Raw genomic sequence first — 26,637 nt, forward strand, 5'->3', positions numbered from 1 at the left:
TTCGTCATTACGACATCGAACAGTTCTCGGCTACGCTCTGGGCATGGAGGAGAAGCTTTCGAACGCTCCCGCACTGGTGGAGGGGGCCGTCGCCCTGCCGGTCATCGACCGGCTGCTGCGCGTCTCACGCCAGGCCGAGCTGCGCTTCGGTCGCACGTGCTCCCGCTTCGGGCTTCAGGCCTGGGAGTTCGACGTGCTCACCACGCTGCGCACCCAGGCGCCGGTCCACGAGATGTGCCCGGGCAACATCGCCGACCGGCTGCTCATCTCGAACAGCACCATGACCAACCGCGTCAACCGGCTGGAGCAGGCCGGTCTGGTCGAGCGCCGGCTGAGCCCGGAGAACCGGCGGATCGTGATCGTCCGGCTCACCGACAAGGGCCGCGAGGTCGTCGACCAGGTGATCGCCGCCCGGAAGCAGACCGAGCGCGAGGTGCTCGGCAGCGGGCTCTCCGAGGAGGAGGCCGGCCAGCTGTCCGCGCTCCTCGGCAAGCTCGACACGGCGCTCGTCAGCCACGACGCGTGAGCTCCAGGCGCTGGTAGCGCCTGCCGTGGTAGATCAGCGGCTCGCCGGGGGCGGTGCGCACGTCGAGCACGTCGAGCAGCAGGACGCTGTGGTCCCCCGCGTCGACGGTGCGCGCCCGCCGGCACCGGACGGCGGCGAGGGCGCCCGGCAGCACCGGGGCCAGGCCCTCGGCGTACTCGAAGCCGGTACCGGCGAACTTGTCGTCCGCGGACGTCGCGAACCGCTCGGCCACCGGCCGCTGTCCGGCCGCCAGCACGTTGATCGCGACCGGCCCCGCCCCGGCGAACAGCCGGTACGAGCGCGAGGACTTGGCCTGGCAGACCAGCATCATCGGCGGGTCGAGCGACACCGACGTGACGGAGGTGGCGGCGAAGCCGTAGGGCGTGCCGTCGGGCCCGGTCGTCGTCACCACGCACACGCCGCCGGCCAGCGCGGCCATGGCGTCCTTGAAGTGCGACCTCAGGTCGTCGGACGGCGCGAGCAGCGATTCCCGGCTCATCGCCCGGCTCCCGCCAGGGCGGGCACGCCCGCCTCCAGCCAGCGGCCGTCGGGGCGGCCGAAGACGGCGGTGCCGTCCGCTCGGCGGGCGTAGACCTCGCGGCCCTGCCGCAGGGTGCGCTCGACGCGGCCGGTGAAGGTCCAGCCCTCGTAGGCGGACCAGCCGACCTTGGCGTACGCCTCGTCGGCGCGCAGCCACCAGTTGGTGTCGGCGGAGACGAGGACGAGGTCCGCGTCGTGGCCCTCGGTGAGGGCGCCCTTGCGGCCTTCCAGCCCGAAGAGCCGGGCCGGGCCCTCCGCCATGACCCGCACGGCGATCGTCAGGGCCTGCTCGGCGTCGCCGCCAGGGAGGCGCCGGCGCAGCCCGGTGAGCAGCGCGGGGAAGAGCTCCTGCACCCCGGGCAGCCCCGGCGGGGCGTCGGGGGCTGGCAGCGCCTTGTCGGTGAGGGCGTGCGGGGCGTGGTCGCTCCCGACACTGGCGACCTCGCCGCGGATGACGGCCTGCCAGAGCCTGTCCTGGTCGGCCTGGTCCCTGATGGCGGGGCTGAGCCGGATGCGCGGGCCGAGGCGCAGCGTGTCCTCGGTGGTGAAGGAGAGGTGGTGCCCGGTGACCTCGAAGGTGATCGGGATCCCGGCCGCGCCCGCCGCGGTGAGCAGGTCGGCCTCCTCCTTGCTGGACACGTGCAGGACGTGCACGTCGGTGCGGTGCCTGCGGGCGAGTTCGATGAGCTTGGCGACGGCGACGATGCCGCCGCTGCGCGGCCGGTGGGCCTCGTACGAGCGGTAGGCCAGGGGTTCGCCCTGCCACTGGTCGAGGAGGGCGAAGACGTCGTCGTCCTCGGCGTGGAAGAGCAGCCGCAGGTTCTTCGCGGCGGCGAGCCGGAAGAGGTCGTCCAGCCTGGCGGGGTCGCGCAGGACGTGCGGCGCGGTGTGGTGGCCGGTCAGGAAGGCCTTGGCGGAGGTCGCCTCGCGCGGGGTGAAGTCGTCGAGGAGCGTGACCTCGTCCGGGTTGACTCCGGCGTGGAAGCGGTAGTCGACCAGGCTGGTGCCCTCGATCAGGGCGTGCTTGGCGTGGGCGTCGGCGGGGGTGAAGGTGGCGGGCCTGGTGTTGGGCATGTCGATGACGGTGGTGACACCGCCCGCGACGGCCGCCCGCGAGCCGTTCGCCCACTCCTCCTTGCCGGTGAGGCCGGGAGTTCGGAAGTGCACGTGGGAGTCGATGAGGCCGGGCAGCACGTACCGGCCGGAGGCGTCGACCGTCTCGCGGGCCTCGGCGGGCGCGCCGGGCGCCAGGACGGCGGCGATCCGCCCGTCGCGCACGGCGAGGTCGGCGCGGGTGGCCCGGCGGCCGTCGACGAGCGTGCCGCCCCGGACGAGGAGGTCGTAGGCCGGGGTGGGGTTCACAGGGTCCACAGGGTTCACAGGGTCCACGGGGTGCTCACCAGCTCCCTTGCGAGGTCGTTCGTCGGTCCCATGAGCGCCACGGCGCGGGCGTCGCGGGCCATCCGGTTGATGGGGTTGGAGATCACGTAGCCGGCGCTGCCGAGCAGCCGGGCGAGGGTCTGCACGACCTCCTCGGCGACCTCGGCGGCGAAGATCTTGCTGTGCAGGGTGACGGCGCCCGGGTCGGGGGCGTCGCACCGCCCGGCCCGTTCGACCAGTGCGCGCGCGGCCTCGATCCGGGTGCGGACCTCGGCGAGCCGGAAGCGCAGGCCCTGGTGGTCGAGCAGGCCGCGCTTGCGGGCGGCCGCGAAGGCGTGGTCCCAGGCGGCCTCGGCGATGCCGACGGCGACCGCGCCCAGCGTCGCGCCGGACTGGCGGACGCCGGCGATGACGCGGTTGGCGCCGTCGCGCGGGCCCAGCATGGCGTCCGCGGGCACCACGCAGTCCTCCAGCTCGATGAAGCCGGTCGCCGAGGCGCGCATGCCGACCAGGTCGAGGCCGGTGTCCGGGGTGATGCCGGGGGTGTCGGCGGGGATGAGGAAGAAGCTCTGGCCCGAGGAGCCGTAGACCTCGCCGTCGTCCTCCACCCGGGTGGTCTGGGCGAGCACGAGGTAGACGTCGGCGAGGCCGGCGCCGGTGGTGAAGGCCTTGCCGCCGCTGATCGACCAGCTGCCGTCGGGCCGTTCCTCGGCGACGGTGGCGAGGTTGCGCTTGGCGGCGCCCGCCCCGGACTCGCTCCAGGCGGAGGCCGCCAGCCACTCGCCGGAGGCGAGCCTGGGCAGCAGCTCGCGCTGCTGCCCGTCGGTGCCCCACTCGACGATGCGGCTGGAGACGGCCAGGTGCTGGAAGACGATGATGGCGGTGGAGGGGTCGTGGCGGGCGATCTCGGCGACGCGCCGGTTGACCGCCAGCTGCGCGGCCCCGGCGCCCCCGAGGTGGGTGGGCGCCACCAGGCCGGTGACGTCGGAGGCGCGGACGGCCGCCAGCACCTCGGGGAACGGCCGGCCCTCCCGGTCGGCCGCCGTCGCGTGCTCGGCGAGGGTGGCGAGCAGACTCTCGCGGCCGGTCGCCGCGGTGTCGCCCAGCCCGGCGGTGGGCAGTTCAGCGGTGGGCATGGGAGAGCGCCTCCTTCTGGGCGTAGGGCCGAAGCCGTTCGAGGGTGAGCGAGCCGGTGAACTCCACCGACTTCTGGGCGACGCTCACCCAGGCGAGGGTGTCCGCGGGGGTGTTGCCGGTGACCGCGGCGCGCACGGCGGTGGTGCCGCCCGCCGTGCGGACGGTGAGCGGCTCGCCGGGGGCGGCGGCGCTGCCGGCCAGCGTGTACGGGACGGTGCCGGCCATCTTGCTCGCCGCGCCGAGGCAGACCGCGCCGGTCAGCGCGATGGTGGGGTGCCAGCCGGGCACGGAGATCGGGCGGGCGGCGATGGTGCCGTCGCCGTCGGGCAGCAGCGCCGCGATCTTCGGGAAGGCCCCGCCGCGGGGCAGCCCGTAGACGTCGGCGGCGGCGCTGCGGATCTGCTGGAGGACCTCGAACAGGTGCGGGTCGTCGGTGAAGAGCTCGTCGGCGTCGCGCACCCCGAGGTCGGCCGCGTTGACGAAGACGTACGGGTTGCTCACCGACACACAGCTCGCGGTGATGCTGCCGTCCTCGTAGACGAGCGAGGTGGTGGGCCCGCCGCCGTGGGTGAGGGCGTCCAGGCAGACCGCCGGGTGGTGCATGAAGTGGGCGGTGAAGGTGGCGCGGTCGCGCTCGCAGTCGTCGACCTCGCACACCACGTGGTCGCCGTTGTTGAGGACGTTGACCCGCACCCGGTGGCCGGGGGCGAGCCGGTGCACCCAGCCGAGCCGGCTGGCGGCCATCACCGAGGAGAGCACCGAGTGGCCGCAGCTGCCGTGGAAGTCGAAGCGGGGCTCGGGCCCCGGCATGACCTGCACGAAGCGGTAGTCGATGTCGAACAGGGGGTGCGCGGAGGGGGCGATGAGCGCGATCTTGGTGATCTTCTCCAGGCCGTGGCCCAGCTCCGCGAGGTGGCGTACGGCCTCGCGCAGCGCGGGCTCCAGCTCCTCCGGGCGCTCGGGCAGCCCGTCGGCGGGCAGGGCGAGGGTGGGGCTGGGGCTGCCCTTGGCGTAGGCGATCTGGGCCTGCATCACGCCGCCTCCCTCACCGGGAGCGCGCCGGTGCGCGGGGTGCCGAGCTGCTCGCGCCAGATCTGGTGGACCATCAGCGACCAGATGGCCAGCGCGCTGGTGTCGCTGGGGCGCTCGATCTGGCTGCTGATGAGGTTCTGCACGGCGGTGGCGTCGAGCTGTCCCCCGGCGCGCAGCGCGGCGGGCGACAGGGTCTCCCTGGCGTGGTCGAGCAGCGCCTCGCCGGGGCGCAGCATCGCGGTGATGGGCAGGGTGAAGGGCTGCTTGGGCCGGTTGAGGACGGAGTCGGGCAGCAGTCCGCGGGCCGCCTGGTACAGGGCCCGCTTGCCCTCCTGGCCGCGGACCCGGAACTCCTCGGGCAGGCCGAGGGCGAACCGGGTGACGGCGGGCTGGCAGAACGGCAGCCGGACCTCCACCGAGCTGGCCATGGACAGGTGGTCGACGCGGCGCAGGTGGTAGGCGGGCAGCCGTTCGTCGACCTCGAAGGCGGTGATGGCCGCCAGCCGGTCGCCGGTCTCGCCGTACTTCTTGCCGAGGGTGTCGCGCAGGGTGTCGTACGCGCCGCCGTGCTGCGCCAGGTAGGCGCGGTAGTCGTCGGTGTAGAGCGACCGGCGCAGTTCGCCCGGGATCGCGGCGAGGGCTTCGAGGTAGTTGTGGGCCCAGTCGCCCTCGCCGTCGAGGAGGGCCTGTTTGATGCGCCCGTACCCGCCGAAGATCTCGTCGGCGGCGTCGCCGGTGACGGCGACCTTGAAGCCGGCGTCGCGCACGGCCTGGAAGAGGAGGTAGGTGCTGATCGAGATGGGGTCGGCGTTGGGCTGGCCGAGGTGCCAGACCACGTCGTGCAGCAGCTCGGGGAAGCGGGCCGGGTCGGCCTCGACCTGGTGGTACCTGGTGCCGTGGCGCTCGGCGACCTCGCGGGCGAAGTGCCGCTCGTCGAAGGGCCAGTCGCCCTGGTAGGCGATGTTGAAGCTGGTGAGGTCGGACACGGTCTCGGCGAGGAGCGCGGTGACCAGGCTGGAGTCGAGGCCGCCGCTGGTGATCGCGGAGATCGGCACGTCGGCCAGGGCCAGCAGCCGCGTCTGCTCGCGCAGCACCTCCTGGAGCCGGGCTCCCGCGCTCTCCAGGTCGCCGAACCGCTCGTCGGAGGTGGCGTCGGCGCGGCGGACGGTGCGCAGCCCGCCGGCGGCGGTGAAGGAGGCGGTGGTGGCGCGGGGCAGGACCTGCACCGAGTCGACCATCGTCTGTTCGCCGAAGGGGGTCTTGCTGGCGAGGTAGGCGTCGAGGCCGGGCAGCCACGGGTCCCAGCTGATGCCCGGCAGCGAGAGCAGGGCGGGCAGTTCGGAGGAGAAGTGGAACGTGCCGCGCTGCCGGTCCCACCGGTAGTAGAGCGGTTTCATCCCGGCCTGGTCGGTGGCGAGCACCAGGGTGGGCTCGTGGTGCAGGTCGAGGACGGCGACGGCGAACATGCCGTCGAGGTGCTCGGCGAAGCCCTCGCCGTAGTGGTCGTAGAGCGCCGGGAGGATGCTGCCGTCGCAGTGGTCGTGGAAGGTGTAGCCGAACGACCGCAGCCGGGCGCGGAGTTCGTGGTGGTTGTAGATCTCGCCGTTGAAGACGACCTTGATGCGGTCGCCCAGGGTGTAGGGCTGGTCGCCGTGGTCGAGGTCCATGATGGCCAGTCGGTTGTTGCCGAGCGCCCAGTCGTCGCCCGCGGCCAGGTACTGCGCGTCGGGGCCGCCGTGCCGCTGGAGCAGTGCGACCGTGCGCAGGTGGTTCGCGGAGTGCTCTCCGCCGAAGTGTCCGTATATCCGGCACATGGCTGTGGGTTACCTCACTTCACATCAGGGGAGACGCCGGCGGCGTGGTACAGCGCCGGATCGAAGGGGGTGGGCCCGCCGCAGGTGGTGAACGGCTCGGCGTCGGGGCCCGTGTGGGGGTTGCGGGCGCCGTGCGGAATTCCGGGGGGCGCGTACAGGACGTCGCCGGGGAGCACGTCGTTCCACTGGTCGTGCATGTAGAGCTGTCCGGCGCCTTCGACGGCGATGAACGCCTCTTCGCTCTCGGGGTGGATGTGCACGTTGAAGGTCTGGCCGGGCTGCTGGACACCGCAGTGCAGGCACAGCCGCGCGGAGCCGCTGCCGGGCCAGAACACGAAGTTCATGACCGCGCCCTCGCCCTCGGTGGGGGCCTCGCCGATGCCGGAGAAGCCGCGCAGCTGGGAATCGCTGTCGGTGAGGGCGCCGGCGGTCTTGGGGGACGCGCCCTCGGGCTCGCCGCCGGCGAGCTTGCTGCGCCAGACGTAGGCGGTCAGGCCCTCGGCTCCGGCGGTGAGTTCGAGCGTGCGGCCGGTGGGCGAGTAGAGCGCGGAGGTGCGGCGCAGCCCGGTGCGCGCGCTGCCGACGTCGCCGTGGCCGGATCCGGCGAACACGACGACGACGTTCTCCTCCTCGAAGGACCAGCCCTGCCGCCAGACGGCGTTCGGGGCGACCTCGACGACGTTGAGCCTGACCTTCCGTGCGCCGATCGCCGGCCCCACGGGCTCCGCGACCCGGCCCCAGTCGAACGCCGAGAATGCGAATTCCTCGCGACGGATTATCGCGCCCTTGACAGTTTCGGCACTCACGCCGAGCCTCCTTGTAATCGACCGGACTCGAACTTCCCTTTACTCGGGCTGGCCCTGGAGAATCTAGGTGGAGGGACGGTGGAACGCCAAGGAAAATCGCGTGCGGCCAAGATTTCTCCCCGCACGCGAAGGGCCGACCGCCCCCTCGGCCGAAATGTCTCCCGGCGCAATGCGCGGTTCACCCGCGGACACGCGAAAAGGGCCGCCCCCCGCAATGCGGGGGGCGGCCCTGCCTGCTGACGCCGGCGACTAATCGGGGATAACCGAGAGGGCGGTGTCGACGATGGCCGCGAGTTGCTTCTCGTCCGGCATCGAAATACTCATGACGCGCAACGCCTGAACCATGGCCGTGAGGAATCCGGCGAGGGAATCGACATCGGCTTCGGCGGAGATCTCGCCGGCCGCCCTGGCGGCGTGGAGGGCGGCGGCGAAGGCGCCCTTGAGCGCCTCGATCGCGTCGCGGGCGATCCGGGCGGCGCCCGGGTCGTGCGGGACGCGTTCGACCACGGCGCTCACCAGCAGGCAGCCGGGCCGCTCGGGGGCGCCGAGCGACTGGGCGATCCGGTCGAGCAGCAGATCCCGGACGGCCTGCCGGAACGGGACGCTGCGCAGCAGTTGGGCCTGGAGGTCGTGCGTCGTGAGCTTCACGTAGTGCCGCAGGGCCCGCTCGTACAGCTGCTGCTTGCTGCCGAACGCGGCGTAGAGCGAGCCCTTGCCCAGGCCGGTGACGGCGCACAGGCCCTGGACGGAGGTGGCCTCGTAGCCCTGGCGCCAGAACAGCTCCATGGCAGCGCTCAGCGCCTCGTCCGTGTCAAAGCCTCGGGGTCGAGCCATGCCGTGGAGCGTAGGTGGTTGTGGACCGATCGGTCAACCAAGTCCCTTGGCAGAGCGGGCATTCAGGACCGGAGCGGCTGGTTCGCGCCAATTTTCTGTACCGACCGGTCCACCTCGGTGACGTCTTGACAGCGGGCGACGACGCTGCGATAGCGTACATTCCCACATCGAACAGTTCGTCATTGAACGCTGACTGTCCGCCGGCCCACCCCTCACCACACCCACGAGGAGCCCCACCATGTCCGACGTCGTCCGCCGCGCCTCCGTCAGCAGCGAGCTGGCCCAGAAGATCATCCAGGCCGCCGCCACCGCCGCGCTCGCCGGCGACAAGCGCTTCGGCATCTCCGTCGTGGACGAGAGCGGCCACCTGAAGGCCTTCCTCCGCCAGGACGGCGCCAAGCTCATCACCCTCCAGGTCTCGCAGGACAAGGCCTACACCGCCGTCGCCTCCCAGCTCTCCACCGAGCAGTGGTCGGAGAACCTCAGGAAGGACGAGGTCATCGGCAACGGCGCGCCCACCGGCATCGCCCGCCTGGTCGCCCTCGGCGGCGGGCTGCCGATCGTGGTCGACGGCGAGGTCGTCGGCGCGATCGGCGTCTCCGGCGGCCACTGGACCGACGACGTCAAGATCGCCGAGGCGGGCCTCGCCGTCCTGGGCTGACCACCCCGTCCGCCCCGCCCACCGGCCTCTCCCCGCACCCCCGTCGGGGAGAGGCCCCCCGCCCCGCCTCCGGTCGGACCCACTTCCCGCCCTCGCGCCCTTCCTCCGGGAGAAGTCGCCATGCCCATCGCCCTGTTCATCCTGGGCCTCACCATCTTCGGCCTCGGCACCACCGAGTTCATGATCGCCGGCCTGCTCCCCGAGCTGGCCGAATCCTTCGATGTGACGGTCCCCCAGGCGGGCCACCTCATCTCGCTCTTCGCCATCGGCGTGACCGTCGGCGCCCCGCTGATCACCATGCTGGCCTCGCGCGTCCCCCGCAAGGCCACCCTGGTCACCCTGCTGGTGGTCTTCCTGGCCGGCGAGCTGGTCGCCGCGACCGCGCAGAGCTACGGCGTGCTGATGGCCGCCCGCCTCATCACCGCCGTCGCCCACGGGGCGTTCTTCGGCATCGGCGCCGTCGTCGCCGCCTCGCTGGTGGAGCCGGCCAAGCGCGCCCGCGCCATCGCCATCATGTTCGGCGGCCTGACCATCGCCACCATCGCCGGCGCCCCGCTCGGCGCGTTCCTCGGCCAGCACTTCGGCTGGCGCGCCCCCTTCTGGGCGGTCTTCGCCATCGGCGCCGTCGGCCTCCTCGGCGTCATCACCCTCATCCCGCACCAGCCGCGCGAGGAGGGTGCGAACCTGCGCGCCGAACTCGCCGCCTTCCGCCGCGTCAACGTGTGGCTGGCCCTGGCCACCACCCTGCTCAGCCAGGCCGCGCTGTTCGCCGCGTACACCTACGTCACCCCGCTGCTCACCGACATCACCGGCTTCGGCGAGGGCGCCGTGCCGCTCCTGCTGACCCTCTTCGGCGTCGGCACGTTCTGCGGCAGCTGGCTCGGCGGCAAGTTCGCCGACCGCAACCTGATGCGCACCCTGTGGACCGGCATGATCCTGCTCGGCGGGATGCTGCTGCTCTTCCAGGTCTCCGCACACAACAAGATCGCCATGGTCGTCACCCTCGCGGCCTTCGGCATCGCCAGCTTCCTGATCAACCCCGGCCTCCAGACCCGGGTGATGAACGAAGCCGGCGAGGCCCCCTCGCTGGCCAGCGCCGGCAACATCTCGGCCTTCAACATCGGCAACGCGGTGGGCCCGTGGGCCGCCGGCCTGGCCATCACCGGCGGGCACGGCTACCTCGCCCCCGCCTGGGTCGGCGTGGCCTTCGCGGCCGCCGCCCTGGTCGCCGCACTGGCCTCCACCGCGCGCGACGCCTCCGCCCGCCGCACCGCCGGCGCGGCCGGGCCGGCCTCGGCGCCCGCCCCGGCCGAGGCGGCCGTCGCCGCCGCGCCCGCGGGCCGGCAGTGATCCCGTCCCGCCCCTGAGACCGCCCCGGCCGACGTCCCAGGACCGCCCCAGCCCGAACCATCGGAAGGAACTCCCGTGCCCGTCGTCAACATCGCCCTCTGGAAGGGCAACACCACCGACCAGCGCCGCGAGCTCGTCGCCGAGCTCACCGACTCCGTCGCCCGCATCGCCGACTGCCCCAAGGAGGCCGTCACCGTCATCCTCACCGAGGTCGAGAAGGACCACTGGGGCAAGGGCGGCGTGCTCGCGAGCGAACTCTAGAGCCGCATCCGCGGCGAGGTGACGCGCCGTCCGGGAGCCCGAGGGCAGGCCCCGGGGCGGCGCGGCTGCCGCCGGGGCGTCCCGGCGGCGGAAACGAGCGACCGACGACAACGACGGCATCGACGACGAGGAACAGCGCCCGTGGCGCCCCCCGAGACGGCCCCCGGCCGACCAAGGAGAAGAACGATGGAGCAAGCCAGCGGCGGCGCGGCAGCGCCGACGGTGCGACCGGGCGACCCCCGCTACCCCGTGCTCACCAGCGGCATCAACCAGCGCTGGCGGGCCACCCCCGGCCGGATCCGGCTGCCCCGCACCACCGCCGAGACCGTCGCGGCGGTCCAGGACGCGGTGGACGCGGACGCCCGCCTGTCGGTGCGCAGCGGCGGGCACTGCTTCGAGGACTTCGTCTTCCACCCCGACGTCGAGGCGCTGCTCGACATGTCCGCGATGAACGCCGTCGGGTACGACGAGGAGCACCGCGCCTTCTCGGTCGGCCCCGGGGCCCGGCTGCTCGACGTCTACGAGGCCCTCTTCCTGGGCTGGGGCGTGACCGTGCCGGGCGGGGTGTGCGCCACCGTCGGCGCCGGCGGGCACGTGGCGGGCGGCGGCTACGGCCTGCTGTCCCGCTCGCTCGGCCTGGTCGTCGACCACCTCCACGGCGTCGAGGTCGTCGTCGTGGACGCCGCCGGCCGGGCCCGCGCGGTCGTGGCGACCCGCGAGGACTCCGGGGCGCTCGGCGACCTGTGGTGGGCGCACACCGGCGGGGGCGGCGGCAGCCTCGGCATCGTGACCCGCTACCTCTTCCGCAGCCGTACGGCCCGGGGCCGGGCGCCCTCCGACGCGCTGCCGCAGCCGCCCGCCGAGGTGCTGGTGAGCGCGGTCGCCCTGCCCTGGGACCGGCTGACCCCGCGGGGCTTCGCCGGGCTGCTCGGCGCGTACGGCGCCTGGCACCAGGAGCACGCCGCCCCCGGCTCCCCCGAGACCGCCCTGGGCAGCCTGCTGATGCTCAACCACCACGCCAACGGCTCGGTCGGCCTGCTCACCCAGGTCGACGCCACCGCGCCCGGCGCGGAGAAGCTCCTCACCGGCTACCTCGACCGGCTCGCCGACGCCGCGGGCGTCCGGCCGCAGCCCGTCCACGGCCCGGTCGGCGAGTTCGGCCCGATGCCCGAACTGCTGCGCCCCAAGCGACTGCCGTGGCTCACCGCCGCCCGCTACATCGGCACCAACACCCCGGTCCTCAACGACCCGACGCTGCGCGGCAAGCACAAGTCGGCGTACGCGCGCACCGCCCTGACCGAGGAGCAGCTGCACACCGTGCACGCCCACCTCACCCGCGTCTCCCCCGGCACGCGCCCCAACCCGCAGTTCATGCTGGTGGCGATGTCCTACGGCGGCGAGATCGCCGCCACCGCGCCCGGCGCCACGGCGGTCGCCCAGCGCGACTCCGCGTACAAGCTGCTCTACCAGGCGTTCTGGACCGACCCCGAGGACGACGCGGCCAACGTGGCCCGGGTGCGGGAGCTGTACCGCGACGTGTACGCGCGGACCGGCGGGGTGCCCGTGCCGGGGCCGCGCTCGGACGGCGCGTACGTCAACTACCCGGACGCGGACCTGGGCGACCCCGGACACAACACCTCGGGCGTCCCGTGGTCCGCCCTCTACTTCAAGGACAACTACCCGCGGCTCCAGGCGGCCAAGGCGCAGTGGGACCCGGGCGACCGGTTCCGGCACGCCCAGTCGATCGGACTGCCGTCATGACCGGGCGCACCTCCGTGCTGATCGCGGGCGGCGGGCCGGTCGGGATGCTGCTCGCCGCCGAACTCGGCCTCTGGGGCGTCGAAGCCGTCGTCGTCGAACCCCACCCGCACACCCAGGACACCCCCCGCGCGGGCACCCTGCACGCGCGCAGCGTCCAGTCGCTGCTGCGCCGCGGCCACCTGCGGCTGCGCGGCCGGGGCAGCCTGGAGGAGGAGCGGGAGACGTCGTTCCACTTCGGCGGCGCGCCGATCCTGCGGATCGCCACCCCGACCGCCGAGGGCCCGCCGATCCACGGGCAGTCGCAGGCCGCCCTGGAACAGGCCTTCGAGACGCGCGCCCTGGAGCTGGGCGCCGTGGTCCGGCGCGGCCACCGCTTCAGCGCCCTGCGGCAGGACCGTGGCGGGGTGACGGCGACCGTCGAGGGCCCCGACGGCCCGTACGAGCTGACCGCCGACTACCTGGTGGGCTGCGACGGTGCGCGCAGCGACGTGCGGCGCGCGGCCGGCTTCGCCTGCACGACCCACGAGGCGACCTTCGCCGCGATCGTGGGCCTGGTGCGGCTGCGCGACCCGTACGCCGTGCCGCCCGGCTGGACGCACACCGCCGAGGGCTGGCTGCTCGCCAACGTGAACCCGGCGGGCCACAGCCGCGTCATCACCCACGACTTCCGGCTGCCGCTGCCCGCACGCGGCTCCCGCGCCACGCTGGAGGAGCTCCAGGGCACCCTCTCGCGCATCCTCGGCCGGCCGGTCGCCCTCGGCGACCCGGCGTACCTGGACCGCTTCAGCGACTTCACCCGCGTCGCCGACCGCTACCGCGCCGGCCGGGTGCTGCTGGCGGGCGACGCCGCGCACGTGCACGCCCCGCTGGGCGGCCAGGGGCTCAACACCGGTCTCCAGGACGCCTTCAACCTCGGCTGGAAGCTGGCCCTGGTCGCCCGCGGGGACGCGGACGGGCGCCTGCTGGACAGCTACGACACCGAGCGCAGGCCCGTCGCCGAGGCCGTCGTCGCCAACACCCGGGTGCAGGCGGCCGTGATGCGGCCCGGGCCCGAGAACGACCACCTGCGCGAGTTCACCGCCCGGATGTTCCGGCACCCGGACGTCAACCGCGAGGCCGCCGACGTCATCAGCGGCCAGGGCATCGCGTACGGGCCCGGGGGCGCGGCGGACCCCGCGGTGGGGCGGTTCCTGCCGAACCTGGCGCTGCGCACGCCCCACGGCCCGCGGACGGTGGCCGAACTGCTCACGCCGGGACGGCCGCTGGTGCTGCTGCGGCCCGAGGTCGCCGACGCGCTGGAGCCGGTGGCGGCCGGCTGGGGCGAGCGGGTGTCGACGCTGCGCGTCGATCCCGAACCGGACTCGGCCGAGCTGCGCCTGGGCACGGGCGCGCCGGTGCCGTGGAGCGCCCTGGTGTGCCGCCCGGACGGCTACCTCGTCTGGCGAGCGGACCGGGCTGCCGGGGATGCCGGAGCGGCTGGGGCTTCCACGGCCGACGGCGCGGGGCTGCGGGAGGCGCTGGAGGGCTGGTTCGGGCCACTGCACGACCGCGTCGAGGTCTGAACGGCGAGCGTCTGAACAGCGAGTCCCTGGACGGGAGTTCGCCCGTTGCGGCACCGGGGGTGCCGCAACGGGCGGCGGCTCAGTCCTTGCGCCCCGTCCTGGCCTGGGACGCCAGGATGCCCCGCTCCAGACCGCTGAGCAGCTCGTCCAGGACACGCAGCCCCTGACGCGGGACGTGCTGGAGGGCCGCGCGCTGGATCCGTGCGGTCTCGGCCGCGAGGCGGTCGGCGATCGTCCGGCCCGCCTCGGTGAGCTGGACGCGCAGGGCCCTGCGGTCCTGCGGCTCCTGACAGCGCAGCACGAGCCCGGCCTGCTCCAGGCGGTCGATGCGCGCGGTGATGCCACCCGAGGTGAGCTTCACCCCGCGGGCCAGTCTGCTGGCCGACATGCCCTCCTCCCTGCCGCACTCGCGCAGCAGGACGAGCACCTCCACGTCGCGGCTGCGCAGCCCGTAGTCCGCGCAGAGGGTGATCAACACGTTCTGGTGGGCCTGCACGATGGACGTCAGCCGGCCGAAGACGCCGCCGGGCGTGACGGACTGGACGGCCGGGGAAGCGGAGGCGGGGAGCACCCGATGCAGGCCTGAGTGGTCTACCGGTGGTGCGTTCATGAGTGTTTCCGTCAGTCCTCTCTTGAATGGTCTACCGGTGTCGGGGGGAACGGGCTGCGGGCAGCCCGGCCGGCACGGTACGGACCGTGCCGGCCGTGTCCTCGTTGCGTACGGACTCACTGTGGAACCGCTGACGGGGCGCGCCGGGGCCGAGGTGGACCCGGTGCGCCCGGCGGCGCGGGTGCGCCGGAACTCCGCGAGGGCGCCGCCGCGGTGTTCCGGCGTCACCCGCACGCGCGGGTCAGTCGGCGAAGGCGCCGACGAGGTCGGCGGTGAAGCGGACCTGGCCGTCCTGCACGGCCGTGATCCGCCTCCCCCCGGCCGCCTGACCGGCCCGCCGCGGTCCGGACCCGAGCGGGGCGGTGGCGATGGTGCAGGGGGCGTCGAGCTCGACGAACCGGTGGAAGGTGCAGTCGAGGCTTCTGACGGTGCCGCCGGCCGCCTGGTGACATGCCTCCAGCAGCAGCACGCCGGGCACGTGGTCGACGGGGTGGTCGAAGTAGATCGGGTGGCCCGGGTCGACCCGCAGCCGCCGGCCGCCGTCGGCGCCGGGAGCGCCGAGCACGACGTCCCCCGCCCGGCGACGGCCGGTACCGGCGCACGGCGCGGGACCGGGAACGGGTACGGCCTGCGCCATCGCGGCCTCGGCATCGGCGTGCGCACCGCGCACCCGCTGGTACACGGCCCTGGACTGGACGGCGAACCGCGCCTCGGCCGTGGCGACCCGCACGGCGCCCCAGCTGATGTCCACGCGCAGGGACAGGGTCGCCGGACGCCTGCCGCGGTACGACAGGTCGAAACAGCGGACCCCCAGCTCCAGTTCGGGGCCGCGGTCGATGCCGGCGTACGCGGCGTCGTCGACCTCGTAGCGGAGGTGGTCCCAGATCAGCTGGTGTCCCGGCGGCACCTCGTAGGCGGCGTGACACAGCAGCGGGAAGGTCTGCCGGACGGTCTCGCAGAGCAGGAGCGGGTCGAAGTCGGACCCGACCCGGTAGAGCGGGTGCTCCTGCGGACGCCGGGCCCGGATCCGGAAGGCGTCGGGCCCCGTCCGCTGCCAACGGGTGAGGTACACCTCGTCGGAGCGCAACTTGTGCACCTGCCAGGGTTCGACGGGGACGGCTGTACAGACGGCGCCGGCGAGGACGGCAGCCGTGGTGCGGAGATGGCCGGCGTCCATGGGGCGGTAGCGGTCGAGTTCCTCGCATACAGACAAGAGGGTCCCCCTACGAAAGGCCCGGGGGCGTTCGACCCCGAGGCGCGATAGTTCATGTGTAACATAGAGAGCGTTCGGTATGTAGAGGGTTTCTCGTAGAGACCATGACAGGCAGATGAGCACGCGCATGCGCAGAGGGCACAAGCACGAGCAGGCCTTGAAGACACGGGCGGCACTGGTCCGCGCCGCGGCCGAGGTCTTCGACCAGGTCGGCTACCACGGCGCGGGAATCAACCGGATCCTGACCACGGCGGGCCTGACCTCCGGAGCGATGTACTTCCACTTCAAGTCCAAGGAGGATCTGGCCCGGGCCGTCATGCTGGAGCAGGCCAGCGACCTGCGGCTCCCCGAGGAACCCCGCGGCCTGCAACAGCTCGTGGACGTCACGCTGACCCTCGCCGCGGAGTTGCAGAGCAACACGCTGCTGCGGGCCGGGGTCCGCCTGGCGGTCGACCAGAGCGGTCTCGCCCAGAGCGACGACTCGGCGTACGACTGGTGGGCGGAGCGCTTCCACCGCGAACTCGTGGTGGCCCGCGAACGGGGCGAGCTGCGCGAGGAGGCCGACGAGCGGGAGTTCGCGGAGGTGCTGGTGGTCGCGTTCACCGGCACGCAGCTGAAGTCGCAGATCTCGGCGGGCTGGTCCGACCTGCCCGAACGCATCGTCTCCCTGTGGCGCTACCTGCTGCCCGGAGTCGCCTCCGCCGACGCGCTGGCCTCCGTCCGCGTCGACCCGAAGCGGAGCCTGGATCCGGTGTGACGCCCCGCCCGGTGCCACCGGCTCACCGGCCGGCCTCCGGCACCACGGCAGTACCACGACGGCGCTGCCGGCCTCGGGACGGTCGGCAGCGCCGTGAGAGGCGCCGTCAGCCCCGCCGGGCGGCGGGGAAGGCCAGCAGGGCACCGAGCACCAGCAGGGTCGCGTACCCGGCGGTCTCGTGGGCCGACGGCACCAGGAACCGGACGAATCCGAACAGCCGGAAGCCGCCGGTCCAGCCGGACAGCAGACCGGAGGCGCCGCCCGCGATCAACACGAAACCGAGGTAGCCGAGCAGGGTCTTCATGCCCCCGAGCCTAGGAAGCGGCCCCCGGTCGGGCATCCGACTTTCGGCGCGGGCCGGCGCCACCAAAGTCGTCCGCCGGCGGCCCGCCCCTTCGCGGACCCGCCCGCCGCGAGCGCGTCCGCCGTGAACTCCCGCCCCGCGCCGAGGCTCCGGACGGAGCAGCACGCCCGGCGGCCCGGCGACGGCCCGGGTACGTTCGCGGTGTGCTCCCCACGCGCATCCAGCAGAAGCCGTCTTCCGTCACCGCCGCCGCGGCCGGCGCCGCCGCCTGCGCCCTCGCGCTCGCCGTCGCCGCCCCGGCCGCCGTCGCCCAGGCCGCCGTCACCCAGGATTCCGTCCCCGCCGTGGGCGGGGAGCGGCTCGGCCGCCCGGCCGTCCAGGTCGCGCCGCTGGCCGGGGCGCCCGCACTGCCCGCCGAGCTGACCGGGCGATCCTGGCTGGTCGCCGACGCGGCCACCGGCGAGGTGCTCGCCGCCCGCGACGCCCACCTGCCGCTGCCCCCGGCCAGCACGCTCAAGATGCTGTTCGCGGACACCGTGCTGCCCAAGTTCGACCGCTCGGCGGAGCACCGGGTCACCACCACCGAACTCGCCGAACTCGGCACCGGCAGCAGCCTGGTCGGCGTCAAGGAGAACCTGCCGTACCGGGTCGAGGACCTCTGGCGGGGCGTCTTCCTCAGCTCCGGCAACGACGCCGTCCACGTCCTCGCCCACATGAACGGCGGCATCCAGCGGACCGTCGGCGAGATGCAGGACCGCGCCCGGGCGCTCCAGGCCCGCGACACCAAGGTCGTCTCCCCCGACGGCTACGACATGGACGGCCAGGTCTCCTCCGCCTACGACCTCACGCTGTTCGCCCGGGCCGGGCTGCGCAACGCGGACTTCCGCTCCTACTGCGCCACCCGCACCGCGCGCTTCCCCGGCGGGCTCGACAAACTCACCGGCCAGCGCACCAGCTTCGACATCGCCAACACCGACCGGCTGCTCGGCAAGTACCCGGGCCTGATCGGCGTCAAGAACGGCTACACCACCAACGCGGGCGCCACCTTCACCGGGGCCGCCGAACGCGACGGCCGCACCCTGCTGGTGACGGTGATGCACCCGGAGGCCCAGGGCAAGGTCTACGACGAGGCGGCCAGCCTGCTGGACTGGGGCTTCGCGGCGGCCGGGAAGGTCCAGCCGGTCGGCAGGCTGGTCGACGAGGCCGTCCCGCCCTCCCCCGCGGCGACGCCCGGGGCACCGGCGCAGGCGGAGGCCGACGAGCAACTGCCGCCCTGGTCCCGCCCGCCGGTGACCGGCGGCTCCGGCTCCGGCCTCGCCCCCGCCGTCTGGTCCGCCGCCGTCCTCGGCACCGCCCTCGCCGCCTGGGTCACCGCCCGCACGGCCGCCCGCCGCCGCACCGCACCCGCCAGGACCGCCCCCGCCCCGGCGTACCACGGGGGCGGCGCGACCGCCCTCGGCGGCGCCAGTGGCATCGGCGGCGGCCGGCGCCGCCTCACCCGCCGCGCCCGCGCCCTGCTCCGCGGCGCCCGTACCGTCCGGCACCGCGGGCCCCGGCCGCCGCGCTGACCGGCCGGCCGGACCGGGCACCGCGCGCCCTCTAGACTTCCGGCCATGACCACGCCCGACCCCTCCCCCGCCGCGGACCGGCTCGCCCGGATCGTGCGGCTCTCCGCCGGGAGCTACCTGCTCGTCACCACGTACAAGAAGGACGGCACCGCCGTGCCGACCCCGGTGTGGGTGGTGCGCGACGGGGAGGCGCTCGGCGTCTGGACCGTCGCGGACTCCTGGAAGGTCAGGCGGATCCGCAACCGCGCCGACGTGCTGGCCGGGCCCTGCGACGTCAAGGGCCGCCCCACCGGCGAGCAGTACCCCGCCACCGCCGAGATCCTCGGCCCCGAGCGCACCGCCGCCTACCGGACCCTGCTGCGCCAGAAGTACGGCCTGCTCGGCGTGCTCACCCTGCTCGGCAGCCGGCTGCGCCGGGGCGAGCGCGGCACCGTCGGCATCCGGATCACCCTGGCGGACTGACTACGGGTGCGGGTTCGCCAGCACACTGGGCAGCCCGACGAACTCCGACTCCGGCCCGAACCGCTCCTCCAGCCCGTCCGCCAGAGCGTTCAGCGCGGCCGCGCCGTCGCCCTGGAAGGAGGATCCGTGCATGACCGCCAGGGTGCGCGGACGCAGCTCGGCGAGTGAGCGCAGCGAGGCCGCGGCCGCCGTCAGGCAGGAGGTCTGGCGGAAGAGCCGCTCGGATTCCAGGGCCGGTTCGACCAGGTCGGCCTGTCCGCGGCGGGCGCCTGACATGCCGGGGGTGTCCCCGTTTCGGCGCAGCCGCGCGCCCGGTGGTCCGGCTGGGGAGCGCCCCCGCAGGACCTGCCGCCGGGCGTGGCAGGCTGGCGGCCATGGAACAGAACGAGGCCGCGCCGCCGCCCCTGCTGGTGGTGGACGGCGCGAACGTGGTCGGCTCCGTGCCGGACGGCTGGTGGCGGGACCGGCGGGGCGCCGCCGAGCGGCTGCGGGACGCCCTGGTCCCGCTCACCGCCCGGGGCCTGCCCGAGCTGCCGGGGCCGCTGGAGGTGGCCCTGGTGGTCGAGGGCGTCGCCCGGGGCGTCGCCGGGGTGCCCGGGGTTCGGGTGGTCGAGGCGAGCGGCAGCGGGGACGACCGGATCGTGGAGCTGGTCCGCGCCGCCCGTACCGAGCACCCGGAGCGGGCCTGCGTGGTCGCCACCGCCGACCGCGAACTGCGCTCCAGGGTCGGCGTGTTGGGAGCCACCGTGACCGGGCCGCGCAGTGTGCGGCCCTGATCCGTGATCAGGCCAGGGCGGCGCCGGCGACGTGATCGCCGCTCTCCAGCAGCGGGATCAGTGCGAAGGACGCGTCGCTGAGGCCTCCGAAGGTGTGGCGGTGCGGGCCGGGAGCGGTGTGGCCGGTGGCGTAGCCGGCCAGGTTCCAGGTGTAGACCGGGACGGCCGCGGGGACGGGGGCGAACGGGTCACCACCCGACCGTCCGGCCTGCTCGTCGGTCACCACGACCACCCGGTCGTGCTCCCGGTAGCGCTTGAGCACGGCGGCGGCGGTGCGGGTGCCGCCCAGTGCGCGGAAGTGCCCCAGGGTCTCCAGCACCGACGGGCCGGGGACGACCGGCCAGCTGCCGCTGCCGAACTGGACCAGGTCCGCCCGCTCGGCCCGCATGGCCAGCGCGGTGCCGAAGACGGCGGCCGTGTCCGCCCGGTTGAGCCGGGTGCGGGCCGACGGCAGGTCGAACATCGAGTCCGAGCGGTCGACCAGCACCAGGGTGCGGCCGGGCAGTGCGGGCACCCTCGCCAGCGAGTGGCCGAGGGCGGTCTCCAGCGCCTCGGCCCAGCGGGGCGACGGCGCGGCCCGGTGGGCGGCCAGGAAGCGGAACGGGAACTGCCGGGAGCGCCGCACCTCCCCCGGGTCGGCGATCCGGCGGGCCACCTCCGCAGCCACCTCGTCACGGACCCCGGCCTGGTCGAAGGTGCGCAGGTTGCGCACCAACGCCATCGGGCCCATCGAGGGGATGACGGCCTCCCAGACGGCGGCGTCCAGCGGGCCCTGCAGCCAGCCGGCCAGGGCCTCCCAGGTCATCCCGGCCTCGGCCAGGCGCCGGGCGCCGCCGGGCCCGGTGACCAGCGCGCGGCGGTCGGCCGGCGGGACGCCGAGCAGCGCGTGGTGGGCGCTCAGCAGGTGCTCACCGGCGGGCGGCAGGGCGCGGTCCGGGTGGTGGCGGCGGTCCAGGGCGTACCGGAACAGCGGGCCCTGCCAGGGCTTGGCCGGGTCGGGCGCGGGGTGGGTGAGCTCCAGGACGTCGCCGAAGCGGACGGCGTGCGACGGGGTGTCGTACTTCAGCAGGGCGCGGCCGGTGTAGAGCCGGCGGACGGCGTCGCCGATGCCCCGGCGCAGCGGCTGGGGCAGCCGGCGCCCGTACCTGGTGATCCAGTGGGACAGCAACTCGCCCGGCTCATCCGGGCGTTGGAGCACCGCGTCGACGGCCTGCCGGGAGTACCCGGCGGCACCGGCGGCGGCCCTGGCGTGGACGAACTCGACGGCCCCGGCCAGCGCCGCGGTACGGATGTGGGCCTCGGTGCGCATCCGGCGCAGCAGACCGAGCGTCCCCCCGGGGTCGCTCACCGCGTGCTCGCGGATCAGCCGCAGGTAGCGCTCGTCGCGGTCGGCGGCCGACTCGTAGAAGCTCGCCTGGCCGGACAGGTGGGAGACCGCGAGCAGGAACAGCTCCGACTTCGGTTCCCTGACGTAGCCGGTGCCGCCCTGGTGGTTGGCGACGCCCCGGCGGCGGACGACCGGCGGCGGTGGCGAGCGCAGGTGCCGGATCTCGGGGACCGGCCACAGGCTGTCGGTGGCGAGCGGGAAGGACCGCCCGCGCCTGGTGAGTCCCGGTAGTTCTCGCTGGATCTCGGCCCTGGTGTCGGCCTTGGTCCGTTGGCGGTTGAACCGGGTCATGCAGAGGTCCCCCTGGTGGGCGGTCGGACTGGGCCGGGACAGGACGGGCTGAGAGGGGCGGGGCGCGGGTGGGGGCGCGCGGGCCGGAGCGGGCGCCTCCCGGGATCAGAAGTGGCACCGGTGGCACTTGTTTTCGTCAGGAAGTAACCGGGGCCGGGCGCATCGGGAGGCGCCGTCCCGGACGCTACCGGTCGGGCCGCGGTCCGTCATCCGATTATTCGCGCGGGATTCCGGAGCGGGATTCCGGAGCGGGACTTCGGTGCGGGACTTCGGTGCGGGACTTCGGTGCGGGACTTCGGAACGTACGGGAACCGATCGCGGTGCCCGTCCGACTGCTGGAGGGTGAGTGCGAAGTCGCCGGGTGTCCGGCCGTTGAGTGTGCTGGCGGGATTCCTCCTGTTGCTGGTGGTGGTGTTCGTGGTGGCCTACGGGGTGGGCCGGCAGGTGGGGCCGGTGTCGCCGGGCCTGCGGCCGGGGAACGGCGGCGGCGCGTCGCCGGGGATGGGTGGGCACGACATGGGCGGGATGCGATGAGTGCGGTCACCGAGCCCGTGGTCGCCACCGATCTGGCGGTCGGCGGGATGACCTGCGCCGCCTGCGTGGGCCGGGTGGAGAAGCGGCTGGCCCGGATCGAGGGGGTGAGCGCCGGGGTGAACCTGGCGACCGGACGGGCCCGGGTGCTGCACCCGGCGGGAGTGCCGGTCGCGGAGCTGGTGGCCGCGGTCGAGCGGGCCGGCTACACCGCCGAGCCGCTGCCCGCGGGCGCGCCGGTCGGTGTGGCCGCGGAGGAGCCGGACGAGCGGTGGCGGCTGCTGGTGACGGCCCTGTTGGCCGTCCCGGTGCTGGTGCTGTCGATGGTGCCGTCGGCGCAGTTCACCGCCTGGCAGTGGGTCTGCTTCGCGCTGGCCGTCCCGGTGGTGACCTGGGGGTCGGCCGGCTTCCACCGCAGGGCCTGGCAGGGGCTGCGGCACGCGGCGGCGACCATGGACACCCTGGTCAGCCTGGGCGTGGTGGCCTCCTTCGGCTGGTCGGCGTACGCGCTCTTCCTCGGCGGGGCCGGCGATCCGGACATGCGGATGCCGTTCTCACTGACGGCCGACGGCGGTGGCGCCGCGCACGTGTACCTGGAGGCGGCGGTCGGCGTGCCGCTGTTCGTCCTGGCCGGGCGGCTGCTGGAGGGCCGGGTGCGCCGGCGCAGCGGTTCCGCGCTGCGGGCGCTGGCGGAGCTGGGCGCCAAACAGGTGTGCCTGCGGACGGCGGACGGCCGGGAGCACCTGGCACCGATCGAACTGCTGCTGCCCGGGCAGGAGTTCGTGGTGCGGCCGGGCGAGCGGGTGGCCACCGACGGGGTGGTCGTCGAGGGCGGCTCGGCGCTCGACCTGAGCCTGCTGACCGGGGAGAGCATGCCGGTCGAGGTGGGCCCCGGGGACCGGGTGGCGGGCGCGACGGTGAACGTCGGCGGTGCGCTGGTGGTCCGGGCCACCGCGGTCGGCGCGGACACCCAGCTGGCCAGGATCACCGCGCTGGTGGCGGAGGCCCAGGCCGGCAAGGCGCGGGCGCAGCGGCTGGCGGACGCGGTGGCCGGGGTGTTCGTGCCCTGCGTGCTGGCGGTGGCGGCGAGCGTGCTGGGCTTCTGGCTGGGCGCGGGCGCGGCCCCGCAGGCGGCGGTGACGGCGGCGGTCGCGGTGCTGGTGGTCGCCTGCCCGTGCGCGCTCGGGCTGGCGACGCCGACGGCGCTGCTGGCGGCCACCGGGCGGGGCGCGGAGCTGGGCGTGCTGGTGCGCGGCCCCGAGGTGCTGGAGAGCCTGCGCCGGGTGGACACCGTGGTGATGGACAAGACCGGGACGCTGACCACCGGCCGGATGGAGCTGGCGGTCGTCACCACGGCCGAGGGCGTGGCCGAGGACGAGGCGCTGCGGTTCGCCGGCGCGGTGGAGCACCGCTCCGAGCACCCGATCGGCCGGGCCGTCGCGGAGGCGGCGCGCGAGCGCTGCGGGCCGCTGCCCGCCGTGGACGGCTTCCGGGCCGCCACCGGGCTCGGGGTGTCCGGAACGGTCGGGGGCCGGGCCGTCCGGGTGGTACGCCCCGACGACACCGTCCTGCCGCCGGCCCTCGCCGAGGCCGTCGACCGGGCCGGGCAGGCGGGCCGCACGGCCGTCGTGGTCGAGCTGGACGGGCGGCCGACAGCCGTCCTCGCGGTCGGCGACACGCTGCGCTCCGGCAGCTGGCGAGCACTCCACCAGCTGCGCGGACTGGGCCTGGAGACCGTGCTGCTGACCGGGGACGGCCCCGGCGCGGCCCGGGCGGTGGCCGCCGAGCTGGGTATCGAACGGGTGCACGCCTCGGCCTCGCCCGAGCTCAAGGCCGCGGTGGTGGCGGACCTGCGGGCCGCCGGGCGGACGGTGGCGGTGGTCGGCGACGGCGTCAACGACGCGGTGGCGCTGGCCTCGGCGGACCTCGGGGTGGCGCTGGCCTCCGGCAGCGACGCCGCGATCGGCGCGGCCGGGCTGACCCTGGTGCGCGGCGACATCGAGGCGGTGGTGGACGCCGTACGGCTGGCGAGGCAGACCCTGGCGACCATCAGGGCCAACCTGCTCTGGGCCTTCGGCTACAACCTGGTGCTGATCCCGCTGGCGGCGGTCGGGCTGCTCAACCCGATGCTGGCGGCGGTCGCGATGTCGCTCAGCTCGCTGCTCGTGGTGGGCAACAGTCTGCGGCTGCGCACCTGGGAGCCGAGGCGGGCGAAGCGCCGGGGAGGACGTCGATGAGGGTGTCGGAGCGGTTCAAGGTGGCCGGCCCGCCGGTCGGGGCGGCGGCGCTGGCGCTGGTCCTGCTCACCGGGTGGACGGCGGTCGGCGGGGCCGGCCGGGCCCGCCAGGTGGAGGCCGGGCCCGGCTGGGTGCTACTGCCGACGGCGGGCGCGGCCCCCGCGACGGCGGCCTTCTTCACGATCCGCAACCCGGGCGACGTGCCGGACGAACTGGCCGGCGCCACATGGGAGTTCGGTGGCCGGATCACCCCGAAGCGGCACCTCCACCAGGGTGCGGCGGGCCGCTGGGAGCCGGCCGCGGCCCTGCCGGTGCCGGGCCGCGGCGAGCTGCGGATGACGCCGGAGGACGCGGACCTGATGATCGCCGACCCGCCGCCGCTGCGGGCCGGCCAGTGGGTGGAGTTCACCCTCACCTTCCGGCACAGCCCGCCGCTGCGGCTCGGCGCCCGGGTGCTGCCGGCGGCCGAGCGGCCGCGCTGACCGGTCCGGGGGCTGACCAGGAGCCGGACGGCCCGGACGCCGGACGGCATGGACGGCGGACGGCCCGGAGCCGTCGCTCAGGAGGGGCCCTCGCCGAGGGTCTCCTCCACCGCCCGGCGCGGGGTGGCCGCGCCGGGCGGGCCGTAGCCGGTGCGCAGCACCAGCTGGACGTGGCTCGGCCCGGCGGCCGGGTCGCGCAGCGCCCAGCGGGTGTCCGGCCACTCGATCGCCTGGTGCCAGACGGTGAGCCGGACGCCGTGCAGCGTGGCCAGCAGCCAGACCCGCTCCAGCGCCTGCCCGGTGCGCAGCCAGTCCAGCGGGCCGTCGCCGGGGGTGGAGAGGGTGCACAGCTGGGGCAGCGCCTCGAAGCGCCGGGAGGGCTGCGCGGACAGCTCCGGCGGGTGGCCGGCGAACTCGCGCATCGGCACCCGGGCGTCGTGGTCCTGCGGGCCGAGCGCGGCCCGCGGGATGCCGTCCTCGGCGGTGCCGTCGTCGGTCCGCAGCCAGCCGCGGGACTCCGCGGTGCGGGCCGGGTCGGCGGCGTTGCGGCGTTCGGCCTCGGCGGTGAGCGCCTGCACCCGCCGTACGCCCTCCTCCTCCAGCGCGGCCAGCGCGACGCCCTCCTCGCGGGCGGCGTCGATCAGCTCGCCGATCACCGCCTCGGGCACGTCGCGCTGGGTGAAGGGCTCCCGGCTGGAGTGCCGGGCGGCGATGGCCGGGTAGAGGTCCCGGCCGAAGGGCGTGAGGGCGGCGGCCGGGCGGGAGAGGTCGAGCACGGCGAGCAGCTCGGGCTCGGCGACGTCCGGGAGCAGCCGGACCAGCGGTTCGCGGTCCAGCTGCCCGGCCGCCACCCGCAGGTTGAACACGGCCGCGCCGACCGCGACGTGCACCCCGGCGCCGACCGGGTCGGCCAGCGGTACGGTGCGCCCGGTGTCGGCGTACACGGCGAGCCCGCGCCCGTCCGGGGTCGGCACGAAGCGCCAGGGCTGGCTGTTGTGCAGCGACGGCGCCGCGCCGCCGGCGGTGGCGAGCAGGCGCAGGTCGGCTTCGGTGAGCATCTGGGTGAGGGCCGGGTCGAGCGTCATGGCGATCCACTCCTTCAACCGCGGGGCTTCTTCAACCGCGGGGCTTCGGCTTCGATCGCGGGGCCCGGCCGCACAGGCCCTGAGGTCCCGTGCTTCCGAGGGTGCGCGCCCGGCCCCGGTGGGCGGCAGGGCCCAAGGGCCTGTTCCCGGACTCCCCGGCCCGGGGGAGGACGGGCCCCCAGTGGGCCCGTCCGGTGGATCGTGACGGGGGTGGATCCACCGGACGGGCCGTCCGTCACCCGTGCGGGACGACCGCGACGGGAGCTTCGGCGTGGTGCAGGACGGCGTGCGCGACCCGGCCCACCCGGGGGCCGAAATCGATCTGGCGGCGGCCCCGGCCGACCACCACCAGGGCGGCGCCGGCCGAGGCCTCGACCAGGGCACGGGCGGCGCCCAGCTGCACGTCCTCGACGACCTCGACGTCCGGGTGCCGCTCGCGCGGCTCGGCCAGGGCGAGCGTGAGCAGCTTGGCCTCCAGCGCCTCCAGCTGGCCGAGCTCGGCCGCGGGGACGGCGCCGCCCGCGTAGCCGAACACCGGCGGCAGGTCCCAGCCGTGCACCGCCCGGACCCGGGCGCCGCGCAGGGCCGCCTCGCGGAAGGCGAAGTCGAGCACCTCGGCCTCGGGGTCGTGGGCGTCGACGCCGACCACGATCTCGGCCGCGCGAGCCTCGTCCGCCGTCCCGGCTTCGCGCACCACGACCACCGGCACGCTGCTGCGCCCGGCCACCGACATGCTGACGGAGCCGAGCAGCAGCCCGGTGAAGCCGCCGCGGCCGCGCGAGCCGAGCACCAGCAGCTCCGCGTCCGCGGCGGCGGCCACCAGACCGTCCACCGGCGCGTCCAGGACGGCGTCGGTCTCCACGGTCAGGCCGGGGTGCAGGCCGCGGATCTCCTCGGCGGCCTCGGTGAGGGTGCGGCGGACGGCCTCGGGCAGGTCGTCCGGCTCGGCGAAGGACGACACCCCGTCGGTCAGCCACGGCCAGGCGTGCACCAGGTGCAGCGTGGCGCCCCGGCGCGCCGCCTCGGCGGCGGCCCAGTGGGCGGCCGCGGCGCTCTGCGGCGAGCCGTCGACCCCGGCCAGCACGGTTGACGTCATGAGTCTTCCTCCACACTGTCGACACGCTGTCGACGCTCGGCGGTTCGGTGCGGGCCGCGGTGCGCTCTGACGCCCCGTCCGCTCGCCCCCAGCCTGGCAGCCGCCCGCGGCCCGGCGGGAGGGGCCTCAGGACCCTCCGGGACGGGACGAAAGGCCCGCCCGACGGAGCCTACG

Annotated in this window: 27 protein-coding genes; 13 read left to right on the forward strand and 14 right to left on the reverse strand. The window is 74.9% G+C overall.

What is annotated here, in order from left to right:
* Positions 1-43 precede the first annotated feature (43 nt).
* A complete protein-coding gene (locus ACZ7C5_RS28115) occupies positions 44-526 on the forward strand; it encodes a MarR family winged helix-turn-helix transcriptional regulator (protein WP_188298450.1) in 483 nt (160 codons plus the stop codon).
* Here ACZ7C5_RS28115 and ACZ7C5_RS28120 read toward each other — a convergent pair.
* From ACZ7C5_RS28120 to ACZ7C5_RS28150, 7 genes are all read right to left on the reverse strand, one after another.
* Entirely contained in the window at positions 510-1,025 is a 516-nt protein-coding gene (locus tag ACZ7C5_RS28120) for a flavin reductase family protein (protein ID WP_401090280.1), read from the reverse strand. The genes ACZ7C5_RS28115 and ACZ7C5_RS28120 overlap by 17 nt on opposite strands.
* Complete coding sequence (locus ACZ7C5_RS28125) at positions 1,022-2,428, reverse strand: dihydroorotase (protein ID WP_401090279.1); 1,407 nt, start codon at positions 2,426-2,428, stop codon at positions 1,022-1,024. Before ACZ7C5_RS28125 ends, ACZ7C5_RS28120 begins: the two co-directional genes overlap by 4 nt.
* Positions 2,429-2,442: 14 nt before the next feature.
* The gene (locus tag ACZ7C5_RS28130) at positions 2,443-3,582 is read right to left on the reverse strand and encodes an acyl-CoA dehydrogenase family protein (RefSeq protein ID WP_401090277.1); all 1,140 of its coding nucleotides are present in this window, start codon (positions 3,580-3,582) and stop codon (positions 2,443-2,445) included.
* On the reverse strand, positions 3,569-4,615 hold the full coding sequence (locus ACZ7C5_RS28135; RefSeq protein ID WP_401090275.1) for a PrpF domain-containing protein: 1,047 nt from the start codon (positions 4,613-4,615) through the stop codon (positions 3,569-3,571). The genes ACZ7C5_RS28130 and ACZ7C5_RS28135 overlap by 14 nt, the downstream gene beginning before the upstream one ends.
* The gene (gene asnB / locus ACZ7C5_RS28140; RefSeq protein ID WP_401090274.1) at positions 4,615-6,429 is read right to left on the reverse strand and encodes an asparagine synthase (glutamine-hydrolyzing); all 1,815 of its coding nucleotides are present in this window, start codon (positions 6,427-6,429) and stop codon (positions 4,615-4,617) included. Before asnB ends, ACZ7C5_RS28135 begins: the two co-directional genes overlap by 1 nt.
* Positions 6,430-6,443: 14 nt before the next feature.
* The gene (locus tag ACZ7C5_RS28145; protein ID WP_401090272.1) at positions 6,444-7,235 is read right to left on the reverse strand and encodes a cupin domain-containing protein; all 792 of its coding nucleotides are present in this window, start codon (positions 7,233-7,235) and stop codon (positions 6,444-6,446) included.
* 249 nt (positions 7,236-7,484) lie between these two features.
* Complete coding sequence (locus tag ACZ7C5_RS28150) at positions 7,485-8,069, reverse strand: TetR/AcrR family transcriptional regulator (protein ID WP_401090270.1); 585 nt, start codon at positions 8,067-8,069, stop codon at positions 7,485-7,487.
* A gap of 238 nt (positions 8,070-8,307) precedes the next feature.
* Between ACZ7C5_RS28150 and ACZ7C5_RS28155 the strand changes: the two genes are divergently transcribed.
* The 5 genes from ACZ7C5_RS28155 (at position 8,308) to ACZ7C5_RS28175 (ending at position 13,664) form a co-directional block, all read left to right on the forward strand.
* On the forward strand, positions 8,308-8,730 hold the full coding sequence (locus ACZ7C5_RS28155; RefSeq protein WP_401090269.1) for a GlcG/HbpS family heme-binding protein: 423 nt from the start codon (positions 8,308-8,310) through the stop codon (positions 8,728-8,730).
* A 120-nt stretch (positions 8,731-8,850) separates the two neighbouring features.
* Positions 8,851-10,080, forward strand: a complete 1,230-nt coding sequence (locus ACZ7C5_RS28160) for a Cmx/CmrA family chloramphenicol efflux MFS transporter (RefSeq protein ID WP_401090267.1) — start codon at positions 8,851-8,853, stop codon at positions 10,078-10,080.
* A gap of 75 nt (positions 10,081-10,155) precedes the next feature.
* Complete coding sequence (locus ACZ7C5_RS28165; RefSeq protein WP_401090265.1) at positions 10,156-10,341, forward strand: 2-hydroxymuconate tautomerase; 186 nt, start codon at positions 10,156-10,158, stop codon at positions 10,339-10,341.
* 186 nt (positions 10,342-10,527) lie between these two features.
* Positions 10,528-12,102: an FAD-binding oxidoreductase gene (locus tag ACZ7C5_RS28170; RefSeq protein WP_401090263.1), complete on the forward strand. Its 1,575-nt coding sequence runs from the start codon at positions 10,528-10,530 to the stop codon at positions 12,100-12,102.
* A complete protein-coding gene (locus ACZ7C5_RS28175) occupies positions 12,099-13,664 on the forward strand; it encodes an FAD-dependent monooxygenase (RefSeq protein WP_470323689.1) in 1,566 nt (521 codons plus the stop codon). The genes ACZ7C5_RS28170 and ACZ7C5_RS28175 overlap by 4 nt, the downstream gene beginning before the upstream one ends.
* A 79-nt stretch (positions 13,665-13,743) precedes the next feature.
* Here ACZ7C5_RS28175 and ACZ7C5_RS28180 read toward each other — a convergent pair whose 3' ends face one another.
* Positions 13,744-14,274 carry a MarR family winged helix-turn-helix transcriptional regulator gene (locus tag ACZ7C5_RS28180; RefSeq protein WP_401090259.1) on the reverse strand — a complete coding sequence of 177 codons (531 nt, stop codon included), beginning with the start codon at positions 14,272-14,274 and terminating at the stop codon, positions 13,744-13,746.
* Between the two features lie 241 nt (positions 14,275-14,515).
* Entirely contained in the window at positions 14,516-15,487 is a 972-nt protein-coding gene (locus ACZ7C5_RS28185) for a ScbA/BarX family gamma-butyrolactone biosynthesis protein (RefSeq protein WP_401090257.1), read from the reverse strand.
* 127 nt (positions 15,488-15,614) lie between these two features.
* Between ACZ7C5_RS28185 and ACZ7C5_RS28190 the strand changes: the two genes are divergently transcribed.
* Positions 15,615-16,244: a ScbR family autoregulator-binding transcription factor gene (locus ACZ7C5_RS28190; RefSeq protein ID WP_401090255.1), complete on the forward strand. Its 630-nt coding sequence runs from the start codon at positions 15,615-15,617 to the stop codon at positions 16,242-16,244.
* 106 nt (positions 16,245-16,350) lie between these two features.
* On the opposite strand, the gene ACZ7C5_RS28195 is transcribed toward ACZ7C5_RS28190, so the two are convergent.
* Positions 16,351-16,548 carry a hypothetical protein gene (locus tag ACZ7C5_RS28195; RefSeq protein WP_470323690.1) on the reverse strand — a complete coding sequence of 66 codons (198 nt, stop codon included), beginning with the start codon at positions 16,546-16,548 and terminating at the stop codon, positions 16,351-16,353.
* A gap of 203 nt (positions 16,549-16,751) precedes the next feature.
* Here ACZ7C5_RS28195 and ACZ7C5_RS28200 point away from each other — a divergent pair, with 203 nt between their 5' ends.
* Positions 16,752-18,116 (forward strand): D-alanyl-D-alanine carboxypeptidase family protein, encoded by a 1,365-nt coding sequence (locus tag ACZ7C5_RS28200; RefSeq protein WP_470323691.1) that lies wholly within the window; start codon positions 16,752-16,754, stop codon positions 18,114-18,116.
* A gap of 45 nt (positions 18,117-18,161) precedes the next feature.
* Positions 18,162-18,578, forward strand: a complete 417-nt coding sequence (locus tag ACZ7C5_RS28205; RefSeq protein ID WP_470323692.1) for a PPOX class F420-dependent oxidoreductase — start codon at positions 18,162-18,164, stop codon at positions 18,576-18,578.
* Here ACZ7C5_RS28205 and ACZ7C5_RS28210 read toward each other — a convergent pair whose 3' ends face one another.
* A complete protein-coding gene (locus tag ACZ7C5_RS28210) occupies positions 18,579-18,854 on the reverse strand; it encodes a hypothetical protein (protein ID WP_401090247.1) in 276 nt (91 codons plus the stop codon).
* 98 nt (positions 18,855-18,952) lie between these two features.
* On the opposite strand from ACZ7C5_RS28210, the gene ACZ7C5_RS28215 reads away from it, so the two are divergent.
* The gene (locus ACZ7C5_RS28215; RefSeq protein ID WP_470323693.1) at positions 18,953-19,354 is read left to right on the forward strand and encodes an NYN domain-containing protein; all 402 of its coding nucleotides are present in this window, start codon (positions 18,953-18,955) and stop codon (positions 19,352-19,354) included.
* A 7-nt stretch (positions 19,355-19,361) separates the two neighbouring features.
* Here ACZ7C5_RS28215 and ACZ7C5_RS28220 read toward each other — a convergent pair whose 3' ends face one another.
* The gene (locus ACZ7C5_RS28220; protein WP_470323694.1) at positions 19,362-21,032 is read right to left on the reverse strand and encodes a TROVE domain-containing protein; all 1,671 of its coding nucleotides are present in this window, start codon (positions 21,030-21,032) and stop codon (positions 19,362-19,364) included.
* Positions 21,033-21,404: 372 nt separating this feature from the next.
* Between ACZ7C5_RS28220 and ACZ7C5_RS28225 the strand changes: the two genes are divergently transcribed.
* From ACZ7C5_RS28225 to ACZ7C5_RS28235, 3 genes are read left to right on the forward strand one after another with little or no spacing between them, the layout of a single operon-like run.
* Positions 21,405-21,566, forward strand: a complete 162-nt coding sequence (locus ACZ7C5_RS28225) for a hypothetical protein (protein WP_401090241.1) — start codon at positions 21,405-21,407, stop codon at positions 21,564-21,566.
* Positions 21,563-23,800, forward strand: coding sequence for a heavy metal translocating P-type ATPase (locus ACZ7C5_RS28230; protein ID WP_470323695.1), 2,238 nt, complete (start codon positions 21,563-21,565; stop codon positions 23,798-23,800). The genes ACZ7C5_RS28225 and ACZ7C5_RS28230 overlap by 4 nt, the downstream gene beginning before the upstream one ends.
* Positions 23,797-24,282, forward strand: a complete 486-nt coding sequence (locus ACZ7C5_RS28235; protein WP_470323696.1) for a copper chaperone PCu(A)C domain-containing protein — start codon at positions 23,797-23,799, stop codon at positions 24,280-24,282. The genes ACZ7C5_RS28230 and ACZ7C5_RS28235 overlap by 4 nt, the downstream gene beginning before the upstream one ends.
* 77 nt (positions 24,283-24,359) lie before the next feature.
* On the opposite strand, the gene ACZ7C5_RS28240 is transcribed toward ACZ7C5_RS28235, so the two are convergent.
* Positions 24,360-25,367, reverse strand: a complete 1,008-nt coding sequence (locus ACZ7C5_RS28240; RefSeq protein WP_401090235.1) for an Acg family FMN-binding oxidoreductase — start codon at positions 25,365-25,367, stop codon at positions 24,360-24,362.
* 235 nt (positions 25,368-25,602) lie between these two features.
* Positions 25,603-26,463: a universal stress protein gene (locus tag ACZ7C5_RS28245; protein ID WP_470323697.1), complete on the reverse strand. Its 861-nt coding sequence runs from the start codon at positions 26,461-26,463 to the stop codon at positions 25,603-25,605.
* Positions 26,464-26,637 lie beyond the last annotated feature (174 nt).

It is taken from the genome of Kitasatospora sp. NPDC036993 (assembly GCF_055607525.1).